Source organism: Kribbella sp. WER1 (assembly GCF_054189145.1).
On record NZ_CM135186.1, the window covers coordinates 2,262,577 to 2,275,004 of the forward strand.

Genomic DNA, 12,428 nt, shown 5'->3' on the forward strand with positions numbered 1-12,428 from the left:
GAGCGAGTGGGAGCAGGGCGCGGCGGCCCGGTGGGGAGGTGTGGTCGTGGACAGCTCGGGCTGCGGCGCTCAGCGTCGGGTGGACGGTGGTGGGGCGGTCGGTCCAGGGTTCGCGGGCCAGGCGGGAGACCAGCTCCATGAGGCACGGGTCCGGGCGTGGGATCTTGGCGTAGCCGTTCATTCGCCGGTCACCGGGGTGCCCAGCTGGGGGCGGACAGGCAGCGCAGGTCTGCCGGGTTGCTTGAGGAACCGCACGCTGAGCGCAGTCAGTACGCCGAGGAGACCCGCGACGAGGAACAGCGGGCGGTAGCCGATCGCTGTCACGACGGACGCGGCGGCGCCGATGCCCAACAGTCCGCCGGCGGCCTTCGCGGAGTACAGGATCGCCTGGTTCTGCAGCAGGCTGTTCTCGCCGAAGAACTCCAGGACGAGGTTCGCCATGATCGCGTAGAACGCCCCGCCGCCCAGCCCGGCGAACATCGCGCAGATGACGAACGCCGGCGCCGCATCGGCCAGCACCAGCCCGATGTGCGCGAACCCTTCGATCATCAGCACGGCCGCCAGTACGCGGCGACGCCCGAAGCGGTCGGACAAACTGCCGGCCGTCGACCGGCCGAGACCGTTGACAGCAGCAAGCATCCCTGCGGCGGCCGCGGCCGTCCCGAGCGCATGCCCGCCGTCGACCGCATAACCCACCACGAAGGCGATACCGAACAGCGACAACGCCGTACTGATCGCCAGCAGCAACCACATCAGCGGCAGCGCACCGGTCCGCAACGCCTCGCCGGGACGGTACTGGCGGACGGCCGGCGCATTGTGCGGGATGCTGCGGTTCAGCTTCCGGTCGATCGCCCACGCCTGGGCGTCGAGCTCCGCCGGCCACCAGTGCCGCGGCGGGTCCTTCAGCAGCCCGCTCGCGATCAGCACCACCAGCAGCGCCACACCGGCTGTCAGATCGTAGACAATCCTCTCGTCGACAATCGCCAGCAGCACGATGCTCGGCACCGCGCCGACCGCGAACCCGCCGGTGACGAAGCCGATCGTCGCCGTCCGCCGCTCCGGGAACCAGCGCGCCGACGTCGTGATGCACGCGGCGTACACGATCCCCGCGCCGGTGCCGCCGACGAGCGAGTACCCGACCAGAACGGCGGCGTAGCTGTGGACATGGGCGAGCGCGACGAGCCCGATCACCGCGAGGACCCCGCCGGTGAGGACGAGCCGCCCCGGCGTCAGGCGGCGTACCCGATGCAGCCAGGCGGCCGGTACGGCGACCAGCGCCTGGCAGGCGACGAAGATCGCGAGCAGCCAGAGCGTTCGCGCCGTACCCCAGCCGCGGTCCGACGCGAGGCCGAGCGCTGCGGTGCCGAACGAGTACTGCAGCGGGCTGATCGCGACCATGCAGGCCCAGGCGGCCCAGAGTTGCCAGCGGCGCGGGTGCCCGGTCAGCTCACGGGCATCCTCACCGATCCGGTACCGCCGGCCGTAGACGTCACGCACATCCCGGGGCGTGGAAATCATGTCGCCTCCTGACTACTGCATACCGTATTAGATCTACATGCAGTCTGTGGTACCCCTCCGGCTGCGGCCTGTCCAGACCTGGAGACTCTTGTGGCAAGATTGCATACCGCATACAGTCGTCACTAGACGGACCGAGGGAGGCTGACGTGGACCTGATGGAGTACCAGGCCAAGGAACTGTTCGCCCGGCACGGCGTCCCGGTGACGCCCGGCCGGGTGGTCGACGAACCGGCCGCCGCCGCGGAGGCCGCCCGCTCGCTCGGCGGGCGCGTGGTCGTGAAGGCGCAGGTGAAGGCCGGCGGCCGCGGCAAGGCAGGCGGGGTCAAGCTCGCCACCACTCCCGAGGAGGCACAGACGTGGGCCGCCCGCATCCTCGGGATGGGCATCAAGGGCCACACCGTACGGCGCGTCCTGCTCGCTCCGGCCGCGGACATCGCCGAGGAGTACTACCTGTCGTTCCTGGTCGACCGGGCGAACCGCGAGTACCTCTGTATCGCCAGCACCGAAGGCGGTGTGGAGATCGAAGAGGTCGCGCACACGAACCCGGACGCGATCGCGAAGGTACCGATCGATCCGGCGGTCGGCGTCGACGACGCCAAGGCCGCCGAGATCGTCGCCGCAGCGGGGTTCCCCGTGGACGCCGTGGGAGTCGTGCGGAGTCTGTGGGACGTCTTCGTCGCCGAGGATGCGTCACTCGTCGAGGTGAATCCGCTGGTGAAGCTGGCCGACGGCTCGCTGGAGGCCCTCGACGGCAAGGTCACCCTGGACGAGAACGCGGCGTACCGGCACCCGGATCATGCGCCGTACGACGACAAGGCGGCGGCCGATCCGCTGGAGGCCACGGCACACGCGAAGGGCCTGAACTACGTGAAGCTCGACGGCTCGGTCGGCATCATCGGCAACGGCGCCGGCCTGGTCATGTCGACCCTCGACGTCGTGGCGTACGCCGGTGAACGGGACGGCGTACGACCGGCCAACTTCCTCGACATCGGCGGTGGCGCGAGCGCCGAGGTGATGGCGAACGGCCTCGGGATCATCCTGTCCGACCAGCAGGTGAAGAGCGTCTTCGTGAACGTCTTCGGCGGCATCACCGCCTGTGACGCGGTCGCGAACGGCATCGTGCAGGCGCTGGCCGCGCTCGGCGACCGGGCCGACAAACCGCTGGTCGTCCGGCTGGACGGCAACAACGTCGACGAGGGCCGCAAGATCCTTGCCCAGGCCAACCATCCGCTGGTCACCGTGGTCCGCACCATGGACGGCGCCGCCGAACTCGCCGCCCGGAAAGGAGCGTAGTGCGATGGCGATCTTCCTGACCGAGAAGAGCCGGGTCCTGGTCCAGGGGATGACCGGGGCCGAGGGCAAGAAACACACCAGCCGAATGCTTGCCGCCGGCACCACTGTGGTCGGCGGTGTGACACCGGGCAAGGGCGGCCAGTCCGTCGACTTCGCGAAGTGCTCGGTCCCTGTGTACGGGTCGTGCGCGGACGCGGTCCGGGCGGCGAACGCCGACGTGTCGGTGGTGTTCGTCCCGCCGCGCTTCACCAAAGGCGCGGTGATCGAGGCGGTCGACGCGGGCATCCCTCTCGTCGTGGTGATCACCGAGGGGGTGCCGGTGCACGACACCGCCGCGTTCTTCGCGTATGCACAGGCGAACGGGACCCGGGTGATCGGCCCGAACTGCCCCGGCATCATCACCCCGGGCGAGTCGAACGCCGGCATCATCCCGGCCGACATCGCCGGCCAGGGCCGGATCGGCCTGGTCTCGAAGTCCGGGACGCTGACGTACCAGATGATGTACGAGCTGCGGGACTTCGGGTTCTCGACCGCGATCGGGATCGGCGGCGACCCGATCATCGGGACCACCCACATCGACGCGCTGCAGGCGTTCCAGGACGACCCGGACACCGACGCGATCGTGATGATCGGTGAGATCGGCGGCGACGCCGAGGAGCGGGCGGCCGCGTTCATCAAGGAGAACGTGACCAAGCCGGTCGTCGGGTACGTCGCGGGCTTCACCGCGCCGGAGGGCAAGACCATGGGTCACGCCGGCGCGATCGTCTCCGGCTCGTCCGGTACGGCGGCCGCGAAGCAGGAGGCCCTCGAAGCGGCGGGCGTCCGCGTCGGCAAGACGCCTACCGAGACAGCCGACCTGATGCGCGCCGTACTGAGCTGATCAGCGCGGGCTCGCCGTGCTGCTGCGCAGGATCAGCGCGGTGGGCACGGCGAACGGCGCGTGCCGGGCGGTGGAGTGGATCTCGGCGAGCAGGGTGTCGACGCTGCGGCGGCCGATGTCGGTGAACGTCTGACGGATCGTGGTGAGCGGCGGCCAGAACTGGGCCGCTTCCTCCATGTCGTCGAACCCGACCACGCTGACGTCGTCCGGCACGGACCGCCCGCGCGTGTGCAGCGCCCGCAGTACGCCGAGCGCCATCTGGTCGTTGGCGACGAAGATCGCCGTCACGTCCGGATCCGCGGCGAGCCGGCAACCGGCGTCGTACCCGGAAGCCGACGACCAGTCCCCGAACAGCACCGGCGGTACGTCGCAGCCGCGGTCGCGGAGCGTCTGCTCCCAGGACCGGCGCCGCTGGTCGGCCGCGTACGACGAGGACGGCCCGGCGATGTGCCACACCGTCCGGTGCCCCAGCTCCAGTAGGTGCTCCGTCGCGAGCCGCGCGCCTTGCGTCTGGTCGGTGTCGACGACCGGGTGGTCGTAGTGCGCGCCGGCATGCACGACCACGACCGGCAGCCCGACGGGCGGCCGTACTTCCTCCAGGACGTGCGCCTCGATCATCATGATGACGCCGTCGACGGCCTGCTCCCCCAGCCGGGTGAACGCGTCCGCGACCGCCTGGCGGCTGACGGAGAGCACCGGCATCAGGTTGACGGAGTACCCGCGCGCCGTGGCGGCGGTGGCGATCGCGTCGAGCGTCCGCGTCGTACCGAAGGTGGACAGCTCGAAGACGATCACGCCGATGCTGCGGAACTCGCCGCTGCGCAGCGCCCGTGCGGCGCCGTTCGGGCGGTAGCCGAGCTGGCGCATCGCATCCTGCACCCGGGCGCGGGTGAGCGCGTCGACGTTCTGCCGGCCGTTCGCGACCCGCGACACCGTCTGCCCGGATACCCCGGCCAGCTGCGCGACGTCGGCCATCGACGGACCCCGCCGCCGTCTTCCTACCGTTCCCTCCACCCGGCACCTCCCGTGTGGCAGGAGTCTAGACATGTTTGCGTCAACATGACGGGCGCACGGCGAGCCGGGCGGGTCAGGCGCCGACCTTGCTCGCCAGCAGGTCGGTGACGGCGTGCACAGCGCGCAGCGTGGGCGCCGGTACGCCGGTGAGGTCCGCGAGTTCGACGACCGCCGCGAGGATCACGTCGAGCTCGAGCGGCTTGTCCTTCTCCAGGTCCTGCAGCATCGACGTCTTGTGCTCGCCGACCCGCTCGGCGCCGTCGATCCGCTTGTCCACCGAGATGTCCGGGTGACAGCCGAGCGCGGCCGCGATCGCCAGCGACTCCTCCATCATCAGCCGGACCATCTGCCGGGTCCCCTGATGCGTCGCGATCTCCACCATCGTCGCCCGGGCGAGCGCGCTGATCGGGTTGAACGCCGCGTTCCCGAGCAGCTTGATCCAGATGTCGTTGCGGATGTCGGCCTCGACCGGGCACTTCAGCCCGCCCGCGACCATCGCCGTACTGAAGCGTCCGCACCGGTCCGACGGGCCGCCCGCGGGTTCGCCGATCGAGAAGCGGGTGCCTTCCAGGTGCCGTACGACGCCCGGCGCCTCGAGCTCGGTGGAGCAGTAGACGACGCAGCCGATCGCGCGGTCGAGGTCGAGCACGCGGGTGACGGCGCCGTCCGGGTCGACCGACTCGATCCGGCGGCCTTCGTACGGGCCCCTCAGTCCGTGGAAGTACCACCAGGGGATGCCGTTCTGGGCGGCGACCACGACGGTCCGGTCGTGCAGCAGCGGGGCGAGGAGCGGCCCGGCGCTCGCGTACGAGTTCGCCTTGAGGCCGAGGAAGACGTAGTCGACCGGGCCGATCTCGGCCGGGTCGTCGGTGGCCGGGGTCCGGGCTGTGAAGTCGCCGCGGGGACTGCGCACGACGACGCCGCCGGACCGGATCGCCGCCAGGTGCGCGCCACGGGCGACCAGGTGCACCTCGGTCCCGCCGCGGTGCAGCGCCGCGCCGACGTACGCACCGATCGCGCCGGCGCCGAGGACCGCAACTCTCATCTTGGATTGCATACAGAATACGGTAGGCGAGGCTTGGAATGAGGTCAAGGTCACATTTCTGTCCGACCGATGATTCGGCGGCACTCCGGCGGTATGTACCGGCGTGAAGCACTCGACCGAAGGAGCAGGAGCCATGGGACACGTCATCGTCACCGGATTCGTCAGCATGGACGGCGTCATCACCGACCCCGACGGTTCGGGCGGTACGCCGTTCGGCGGCTGGGCGTTCCGGCACGGACCCGAAACCGTCGGCGGGGACAAGTTCCGCCTCGGCGACCTGATGGACACCGGCGTACTGCTGCTCGGCCGGAACACCTGGGAGCTGTTCAGCAGGCTCTGGCCGAACCGGACCGACGACTTCTCCGCCAAGATGAACAAGATGGCCAAGGTGGTCGCGTCACACACGCTGACAGACCTCTCGGCCTTCCCCAACTCCACACTGATGCAGGGCTCGCTGGCCGAGTACGTACGGTCGGAGCCGCGGACCATCGCGGTCACCGGGAGCGTCAGCGTGATCCGTGCACTGCAGGCGGCCGATTTGGTCGACGAGTACCGGCTGATGACGATGCCGTCGATCGTCGGCGCCGGGGAGCGGATCTTCGGCCCGTTGGACCAGCCGCAGCACCTGAAGCTCGCCTCGGTCGTACCGGCCGGTGCGGCGTCGCTGGCGACGTACGTGCGGCCGTAGCAGGATGAGGCCGGTGACTTGGCCGGCAATGGTGTGGATCGGTGGGGCCCCGGGCGCGGGGAAGTCGACGATTGCCCGGGAACTCGCCCGCCGCGGCGACCTGCCGCTGCATCCGATCGACCTGTGGACGTACGCGCATCTGGACCGGCTGCCACCGCTGCGGCCGTTGGCGGACGATCTGGCCGCGGGGCCGTCGTACGCGGCCGATGCGTTCGTGGAGGTCGCTCGGCTGCGTCTTGAGCTGGTCGCGGGGGACGTGCTGGAGCGAGAGCTTGGCGGCGTACCTGCGGTGGTGGAGGGACCACAGCTCTTCCCGTCGATGGCTGACGGTGTTCCGGCGGCAGTGTGGTTGGTGCCGGATACAGAACAGACCAGACGGGCCCGGGAGCAGCGGCCGGGAGACCGTGAGCGGTTGGCGGGGCTGCTGGCACGGGACGCGCTCCTGGCCGATCGGGTACGACAAGAGGCCGCCGAACGCGGGCGGGTCGTTATCGAGGTGCCGGCGGACCCGGACTGGGCTCTTGTCGCTCAGGGCGTGGCTGACGCGTTAGGGCCGCTCCCACGGTTGCGGGGCGGTGAGGAGCTCAGCAGACAGCGGCAGTACGAGAACCTCGCGGCCTGCCGGCAAGGGCGGCTGTGGCAGGCGGACAGCGGGCCGGCCGAGTTGCCGCCGTACCCGTTCGCCTGCGAGTGCGGTACGCCGGGATGCGCGGCCACGTGGGCGGGAACTCCGGACGAGTACGACGCACGGCGTGGCGAGGGGTGGCTGACCGCTCATCCAGCGTGCTAGGGTTTTGCACCGTTGCAGTTTTGCAGTTCCACGTTCGTGTCGAAGCGCCCGCGGATTTGTAATCCGCCGGGCGTTTTGTCGTATCAGGAGAAAATCATGGCTTTGGGAACAGTGAAGTGGTTCAACGGCGAGAAGGGCTTCGGCTTCATCTCCCAGGAGGACGGCGGCGCCGACGTGTTCGTGCACTACTCGGCGATCCAGACCCAGGGCTTCCGCTCCCTGGACGAGAACCAGCGCGTCGAGTTCGAGATCGCCCAGGGCCCGAAGGGCTTGCAGGCGGAGAACGTTCGCCCGCTCTGATCTCGGCCGTCCTTCCAGACGGTTGTTCTTGACGGCAGGCCCGGCTCACGCCGGGTCTGCCGTGCTCCACAGGTCCTCGCCGTCCTCGTGTACGTCGGTGCGCGCGAGACCGATCGCGGCTGCCACAGCGGCCGACGCGGTGTGTTCCGGATGAATGTGCGCAAGGATCCGGTAGGCCTTTCCGGCCCGTAGCCAGGTGAACAGTCCCTGTGCTGCTTCTTTCGCGAATCCGCGACCCTGCCAGGCGGTGCCGATCACCCAGGCGATTTCCGCCGTACGTCCGGTGATCGTGGCCTGCACGTAGCCGATCAGCCGGTCGTCGTACCGGACGACCCAGTTCAGCCATTGTTCGTCATCCCGGTCCGGGCCGGCGAGTTGCCGGCGGTACCGGGCCTCGAGCTCCGCCACGGTCGGTGGTTCCCCGCCGGTGAACGCGTAGAGCGCCGGGTCGGACAGCACGTCTGCCATCGGTACGGCGTACTCGACCTGTAGCGGCAGCAGCGTCAGGCGCTGGGTGGTAATCACGCGCGCCACGGTAGCCGCGGTACAGACTGGTCGGCATGATCGAGATCGACTGGGCAGGAGAGGCCGGGCGGCTGCGGGCGTCCGCGGAGGGCGAGGCCGGCTGGAACGCTGCCGTCGCCGGCACGCTCGTCCGTGACAGTGACCAGGTACTCGCGGACGTCGGCTGCGGCGGAGGCGGGATGGCGAAAGCGCTCGCCGAGGCGCGGCCCGGGGCGACGGTGGTGGCGATCGACGCGGATCCCGACGTACTGGAGCAGGCGCGCGAGCACACCGGCGGGCTCGTCCGCTGCGAACTCGCGTCGATGGACGACGGCGCGGAACCGTTGCGGCGGGCAATCGGTGCGCCCGCGGACCTGATCTGGGCGTCGGCCTCGGTCCATCACGCCGCCGACCAGCAGGCGGCCGTGGATGCGTTGGCGGGGCTGCTCGCGCCCGGCGGACGGCTGGCCCTGGCCGAGGGCGGGCTGCCGTCGCGGCAGTTGCCGTGGGACCTCGGGATCGGCGAGCCCGGACTCGAGTTGCGGCTGGACGTGGCGCAGGACCGGTGGTTCAAGGTGATGCGGGACTCACTGCCCGGATCGGTGCCGATGCCGTACGGGTGGACCTCGGCGCTGAACCGGGCTGGGCTGGTCGACGTGACGACACGGAGCGTGTTGAGCGAGACGCCTGCGCCGTTGCCGCCTGCCCGCACGGAAGGTGTGGTGCACGGATTCCGGGCGCGGATCGAGCGGCTGACCGGGGGCGGGCATGAGCACGGTCACGGTCACGGGCATGTGGTGCCTGATGAGAACTGGCTGAGCGTGGAGGACGTCGACGTCTGGCGGCAGTTGCTGGACCCCGACGGGCCGTATTTCCTCGGACACCGCACGGACCTCGCCGTACTGTCCGTCCGGAGCGTCCACATCGGGCACGCGCCGCGCTGACCGGGTACGCGGTCGCAGTACTGTCGGCCCGTCGCCGTAAGGTGGGTGCCCATGGACGACCGGCTGGTGTGGATCGATTGCGAGATGACCGGCCTCGATCTGGAGAACGACGCCCTGATCGAGGTCGCGGTGCTGGTCACCGACTACGAACTGAACGTGCTCGGTGACGGGATCGACCTGGTGATCGCGCCGCCCCCCGGCGCGCTCGAGCAGATGGGTGACTTCGTCCGCGACATGCACACCGCGTCCGGGCTGCTCGACGAGCTCGCCGGCGGCATCCCGCTCGCCGACGCCGAGCAGCAGGTGCTCGACTTCATCAAGACCTACGTCAAAGAGCCCCGCAAGGCCGCCCTCGCCGGCAACTCCGTCGGCACCGACCGCACCTTCCTCGTCCGCGACATGCCGCTCGTCGAATCCCACCTGCACTACCGCAACGTCGACGTCAGCTCCATCAAGGAACTCGTCCGCCGCTGGTATCCGCGGGTCTACTACGCGACCCCCGCCAAGAACGGCAACCACCGCGCGCTCGCCGACATCACCGAAAGCATCGACGAACTGCGGTACTACCGGGAAACCGTCTTCGTGCCGCAACCCGGCCCCGACTCCAGCACCGCCCGGGCCGCCGCCAGCCTCATCACCACCCCCGCCGAGGACCGCCCCACCGCCTCCTGACCTGCCGATTTTTTGTCCTGGCACTTCATCGCTATGATTGCTCAGCCGTCGCAGTTCGGGCGGCAATGGTGGGTGTAGCTCAGCTGGTAGAGCACCTGGTTGTGGTCCAGGTGGTCGCGGGTTCAAGTCCCGTCACTCACCCGATGGCCGGCCATGCCTGCGGATTGCGCAGGCTTGGTCGGCTTCGTCATTTGTGCGGCTGCGCTCCGCTTGCCGCGGGCGGGGGCTCCGCCACCCGCACCCCCTTGCGCCTTCGCTTCGCTCGGCTCCTGTGGTCACCTTCGTCGGTGGTGCCTTGCGCCTTCGCTTCGCTCGGCTCCTGTGGTCACCTTCGTCGGTGGCCTCGGCTCCTGTGGTCGCCTTTGTCGGATGCGCTCGGCTCCTGTGGTCGCCTTTGTCGGTGGCCTCGGCTCCTGTGGTCACCGTCGTCGGATGCGCTCGGCTCCTGTGGTCGGGGTTGGCTTGTCGGGGAGGCTGCTGAGACTCATACGAGGAACGCTATGGTCTGCGAGGTACTGCTCTGGCCGGTTGAAGGGAACGGCGGATGAAATGGTTGCGAGGTCGTCAGGCGGGGCTGATGCCGCTGGCGGACGCGCTCGAGGCTGTGGGCGACGAGGGCGCGATGGGGACCTACGACGACGAGGTACCGCTGCATCAGGTCGTCGGGTCGGTGTCGCGGTCCGACGACTTCGACCATGAGTTCCGGCCCCGGCGGCGGACCGCGCGGTACGACGCCGTGCTGGCTCGGTTCCAAGCGGGCGAGCAGCCGCCGGCGGTGAGCGCCGTACGGCTCGGTGAGCTGTACTTCGTCTCTGACGGCCACCATCGAGTCGCGGCCGCGCGGCAGCTCAACTGGACCCACCTCCCGGCGCGCGTTCGACGGATCTGCTCCGTGGCGTACACCTGCAGCTGTCTCACCGCCGCCGACCTGCCGGCCAAGGCCGCGGAGCGGCGCTTCCTCGAAGAGGTGCCGTTACCGGACGACACCCGACGCGCGCTCTGGCTGGACCGGCCCGCCGACTGGGCGAGGCTCGCCGACTCCGCCCTGGCCTGGGGCTTTCGACGGCAGCGCGACGGGCGGACAACGCGTGCCGACGTCGACGCGCACAGCCTGGCGAGTACCTGGTGGATCGAGGAGGTCGTCCCGACAGTGGCCAGGCTCCGCGGGAACGCCCCCACCGATCTGGTCGACATTCAGATCTACCTCACCGAGCTCGCGCGGCGTGACGGCGTCGCCGATCTCGCCTGGCCGCCCGTCCACTGCTGCCCGGACCACCGCCCCGCTGACTGATGCCGCCGCTTTGGTCCGTGCAAGGATGCTCTGGTGAAGTTGAGTGGGAGTGCCTGGTTCGGGTATGGCGTGGTTGTGGTGGTGACCTTCGTCGTGGGGTTCTTGGCGTTTGCTGTGTGGGTTCTTTCGCTCGTGTTCTGAGGTTCGTGTGACCTGACGCGCTCGTGGATGCGTCTCTTCAGGCAGAGGCATCTACAGGAGGTGTGGATGGGTACGGGCGAAGACTTCGAGGAGTTCGCGCGGGTGCAGATACCGCGGTTGTACCGGACTGCCTGGTTGTTGTGTGGGGATCGGCATCATGCCGAGGACCTGGTGCAGGAGACGCTGGCCAAGATGATGTCGGCGTGGGGGCGGATCGACGCGCCGGGGGCTTATGCGCGGACGGCGTTGGTGCGGACGTTCGTGTCGCAGCGGCGGCGCAAGAGCTGGGGTGAGCGGCCTACCGAGGTTCTGCCCGAGGTGGCGGAGCGGGTGGGTGACGTGGAGTTGCGGGTCGCTCTGCAGAGCGCGTTGGGGGAGCTCGCACCGCTGGATCGAGCGGTGCTGGTGCTGCGGTTCTTCGAAGATCGCAGCGTCGAGCAAGTGGCGCTCGATCTTGGCAAGAAGACCAGTGCGATCACGACACGCACCTCCCGAGCCTTGGAACGCTTACGGGCGGTTCTTGGTGACGGTGCAGACCAGTTGATCGCCCTCTGAGCTCAGGAGAACCCATGAAGAACCTCACCGACATGATGGAGCGGGCCACCGAGAACCTCGAGCCCGTCTCCGCCGACCTGCTCGAACGCACCGTCGTCCGCGGCACCCGGCTGCGCCGCCGGCGTACGACGCTGCTCGCCGCCGGCGGCACCGGCGCCGTACTCGCCACCGTCGGCTTGATCGCGGGCGGCATCCACGCCCTCAACTCCCCCACCGACACCGCAGCCGCCGGCACACCGATCGCACTGACCAAACCGTCGGTGTCGCCCACACCGATCACATCCAGCAAACCCGCCGTCAACAACGCGAAGACCCTCAGCACCCTGAAGGCACTCGTGGCCGCTCCGGGTCGCACCTTCTCCAACCCGAAGGCCTGGGGCGACGGCAGCTTCACCGCGGCGACGTACGTCGTCAACGACGGCCACGGCGCGTCCCGGGTGGACGTCCTGCTCTCCGGCGGCGGCGAGCAGCCCCGGTGTGTACCGGTCCACGAGGGCTGCAGCACCCTGCCGGACGGCTCCGTCCTCTTCGTGGAGAAGGAGGCGCCCGAGTACACCGACAGCCGCCAGGCGGAGTTCGGTGTCGTCAACAACTACGTCGTACTGCAACGCCCTGACGGCCGCAGCATCAGCCTGACCAGCTACAACGCACCGGCCGAGAAGGGCGCGAAGCACACCCGTGCCACGCCGCTGCTGTCCGTCAAGGACCTCACCGCGCTCGCCCAGAGCAAGGCGTGGAAACTCCCGCCCGTCTCGAAGTCCGGCAAGTAGCAGAACCGGCCCGGCGTCCAGGTG

General features: G+C 69.5%; 14 protein-coding genes and 1 tRNA gene. 11 read left to right on the forward strand and 4 right to left on the reverse strand.

Features of this window, described 5'->3' with window-relative positions:
- Nucleotides 1–177 precede the first annotated feature (177 nt).
- Nucleotides 178–1,518 (reverse strand): OFA family MFS transporter, encoded by a 1,341-nt coding sequence (locus ACXJJ3_RS11095; RefSeq protein ID WP_458169893.1) that lies wholly within the window; start codon nucleotides 1,516–1,518, stop codon nucleotides 178–180.
- A 146-nt stretch (nucleotides 1,519–1,664) separates the two neighbouring features.
- Between ACXJJ3_RS11095 and sucC the strand changes: the two genes are divergently transcribed.
- Together sucC and sucD are read left to right on the forward strand one after the other, a co-directional pair.
- On the forward strand, nucleotides 1,665–2,810 hold the full coding sequence (sucC, locus tag ACXJJ3_RS11100; RefSeq protein WP_458169895.1) for an ADP-forming succinate--CoA ligase subunit beta: 1,146 nt from the start codon (nucleotides 1,665–1,667) through the stop codon (nucleotides 2,808–2,810).
- A gap of 4 nt (nucleotides 2,811–2,814) precedes the next feature.
- Nucleotides 2,815–3,690, forward strand: coding sequence for a succinate--CoA ligase subunit alpha (sucD, locus tag ACXJJ3_RS11105; RefSeq protein WP_458169896.1), 876 nt, complete (start codon nucleotides 2,815–2,817; stop codon nucleotides 3,688–3,690).
- On the opposite strand, the gene ACXJJ3_RS11110 is transcribed toward sucD, so the two are convergent.
- The gene (locus ACXJJ3_RS11110; protein ID WP_458169898.1) at nucleotides 3,691–4,665 is read right to left on the reverse strand and encodes a LacI family DNA-binding transcriptional regulator; all 975 of its coding nucleotides are present in this window, start codon (nucleotides 4,663–4,665) and stop codon (nucleotides 3,691–3,693) included.
- Nucleotides 4,666–4,777: 112 nt separating this feature from the next.
- On the reverse strand, nucleotides 4,778–5,761 hold the full coding sequence (locus ACXJJ3_RS11115; RefSeq protein ID WP_458169900.1) for a 2-dehydropantoate 2-reductase: 984 nt from the start codon (nucleotides 5,759–5,761) through the stop codon (nucleotides 4,778–4,780).
- A 121-nt stretch (nucleotides 5,762–5,882) separates the two neighbouring features.
- Between ACXJJ3_RS11115 and ACXJJ3_RS11120 the strand changes: the two genes are divergently transcribed.
- The 3 genes from ACXJJ3_RS11120 to ACXJJ3_RS11130 all read left to right on the forward strand — a co-directional run bounded on the left by ACXJJ3_RS11120 (nucleotide 5,883) and on the right by ACXJJ3_RS11130 (nucleotide 7,527).
- Complete coding sequence (locus ACXJJ3_RS11120) at nucleotides 5,883–6,437, forward strand: dihydrofolate reductase family protein (protein ID WP_458169901.1); 555 nt, start codon at nucleotides 5,883–5,885, stop codon at nucleotides 6,435–6,437.
- Between the two features lie 13 nt (nucleotides 6,438–6,450).
- On the forward strand, nucleotides 6,451–7,227 hold the full coding sequence (locus ACXJJ3_RS11125) for a hypothetical protein (RefSeq protein WP_458169902.1): 777 nt from the start codon (nucleotides 6,451–6,453) through the stop codon (nucleotides 7,225–7,227).
- 96 nt (nucleotides 7,228–7,323) lie between these two features.
- Entirely contained in the window at nucleotides 7,324–7,527 is a 204-nt protein-coding gene (locus ACXJJ3_RS11130; RefSeq protein ID WP_184835013.1) for a cold-shock protein, read from the forward strand.
- A gap of 45 nt (nucleotides 7,528–7,572) precedes the next feature.
- Here the strand turns inward: ACXJJ3_RS11130 and ACXJJ3_RS11135 are convergent, their stop codons facing one another.
- Nucleotides 7,573–8,052, reverse strand: a complete 480-nt coding sequence (locus ACXJJ3_RS11135; protein ID WP_458169903.1) for a GNAT family N-acetyltransferase — start codon at nucleotides 8,050–8,052, stop codon at nucleotides 7,573–7,575.
- Between the two features lie 35 nt (nucleotides 8,053–8,087).
- Here ACXJJ3_RS11135 and ACXJJ3_RS11140 point away from each other — a divergent pair, with 35 nt between their 5' ends.
- The 6 genes from ACXJJ3_RS11140 (at nucleotide 8,088) to ACXJJ3_RS11165 (ending at nucleotide 12,404) form a co-directional block, all read left to right on the forward strand.
- Entirely contained in the window at nucleotides 8,088–8,975 is an 888-nt protein-coding gene (locus tag ACXJJ3_RS11140) for a class I SAM-dependent methyltransferase (protein WP_458169904.1), read from the forward strand.
- Between the two features lie 51 nt (nucleotides 8,976–9,026).
- Nucleotides 9,027–9,647 (forward strand): oligoribonuclease, encoded by a 621-nt coding sequence (gene orn / locus ACXJJ3_RS11145; protein WP_458169905.1) that lies wholly within the window; start codon nucleotides 9,027–9,029, stop codon nucleotides 9,645–9,647.
- A 68-nt stretch (nucleotides 9,648–9,715) separates the two neighbouring features.
- A tRNA-His gene (locus ACXJJ3_RS11150) sits at nucleotides 9,716–9,788 on the forward strand.
- 403 nt (nucleotides 9,789–10,191) lie between these two features.
- Complete coding sequence (locus tag ACXJJ3_RS11155; RefSeq protein WP_458169906.1) at nucleotides 10,192–10,938, forward strand: hypothetical protein; 747 nt, start codon at nucleotides 10,192–10,194, stop codon at nucleotides 10,936–10,938.
- A 207-nt stretch (nucleotides 10,939–11,145) separates the two neighbouring features.
- The gene (locus tag ACXJJ3_RS11160) at nucleotides 11,146–11,634 is read left to right on the forward strand and encodes a SigE family RNA polymerase sigma factor (protein ID WP_458169907.1); all 489 of its coding nucleotides are present in this window, start codon (nucleotides 11,146–11,148) and stop codon (nucleotides 11,632–11,634) included.
- A gap of 14 nt (nucleotides 11,635–11,648) precedes the next feature.
- Nucleotides 11,649–12,404: a hypothetical protein gene (locus ACXJJ3_RS11165; protein WP_458169908.1), complete on the forward strand. Its 756-nt coding sequence runs from the start codon at nucleotides 11,649–11,651 to the stop codon at nucleotides 12,402–12,404.
- Nucleotides 12,405–12,428 lie beyond the last annotated feature (24 nt).

Bases quoted from the DNA above. Each gene is read 5' to 3' on its own strand.
- ACXJJ3_RS11115 (WP_458169900.1), bottom strand. From the start codon at position 5,761: ATGCAATCCAAGATGAGAGTTGCGGTCCTCGGCGCCGGCGCGATCGGT.
- ACXJJ3_RS11120 (WP_458169901.1), top strand. From the start codon at position 5,883: ATGGGACACGTCATCGTCACCGGATTCGTCAGCATGGACGGCGTCATC.
- ACXJJ3_RS11165 (WP_458169908.1), top strand. From the start codon at position 11,649: ATGAAGAACCTCACCGACATGATGGAGCGGGCCACCGAGAACCTCGAG.
- ACXJJ3_RS11130 (WP_184835013.1), top strand. From the start codon at position 7,324: ATGGCTTTGGGAACAGTGAAGTGGTTCAACGGCGAGAAGGGCTTCGGC.
- sucD (WP_458169896.1), top strand. From the start codon at position 2,815: ATGGCGATCTTCCTGACCGAGAAGAGCCGGGTCCTGGTCCAGGGGATG.
- ACXJJ3_RS11160 (WP_458169907.1), top strand. From the start codon at position 11,146: ATGGGTACGGGCGAAGACTTCGAGGAGTTCGCGCGGGTGCAGATACCG.
- ACXJJ3_RS11095 (WP_458169893.1), bottom strand. From the start codon at position 1,518: ATGATTTCCACGCCCCGGGATGTGCGTGACGTCTACGGCCGGCGGTAC.
- ACXJJ3_RS11140 (WP_458169904.1), top strand. From the start codon at position 8,088: ATGATCGAGATCGACTGGGCAGGAGAGGCCGGGCGGCTGCGGGCGTCC.
- ACXJJ3_RS11155 (WP_458169906.1), top strand. From the start codon at position 10,192: ATGAAATGGTTGCGAGGTCGTCAGGCGGGGCTGATGCCGCTGGCGGAC.
- orn (WP_458169905.1), top strand. From the start codon at position 9,027: ATGGACGACCGGCTGGTGTGGATCGATTGCGAGATGACCGGCCTCGAT.
- ACXJJ3_RS11110 (WP_458169898.1), bottom strand. From the start codon at position 4,665: ATGGCCGACGTCGCGCAGCTGGCCGGGGTATCCGGGCAGACGGTGTCG.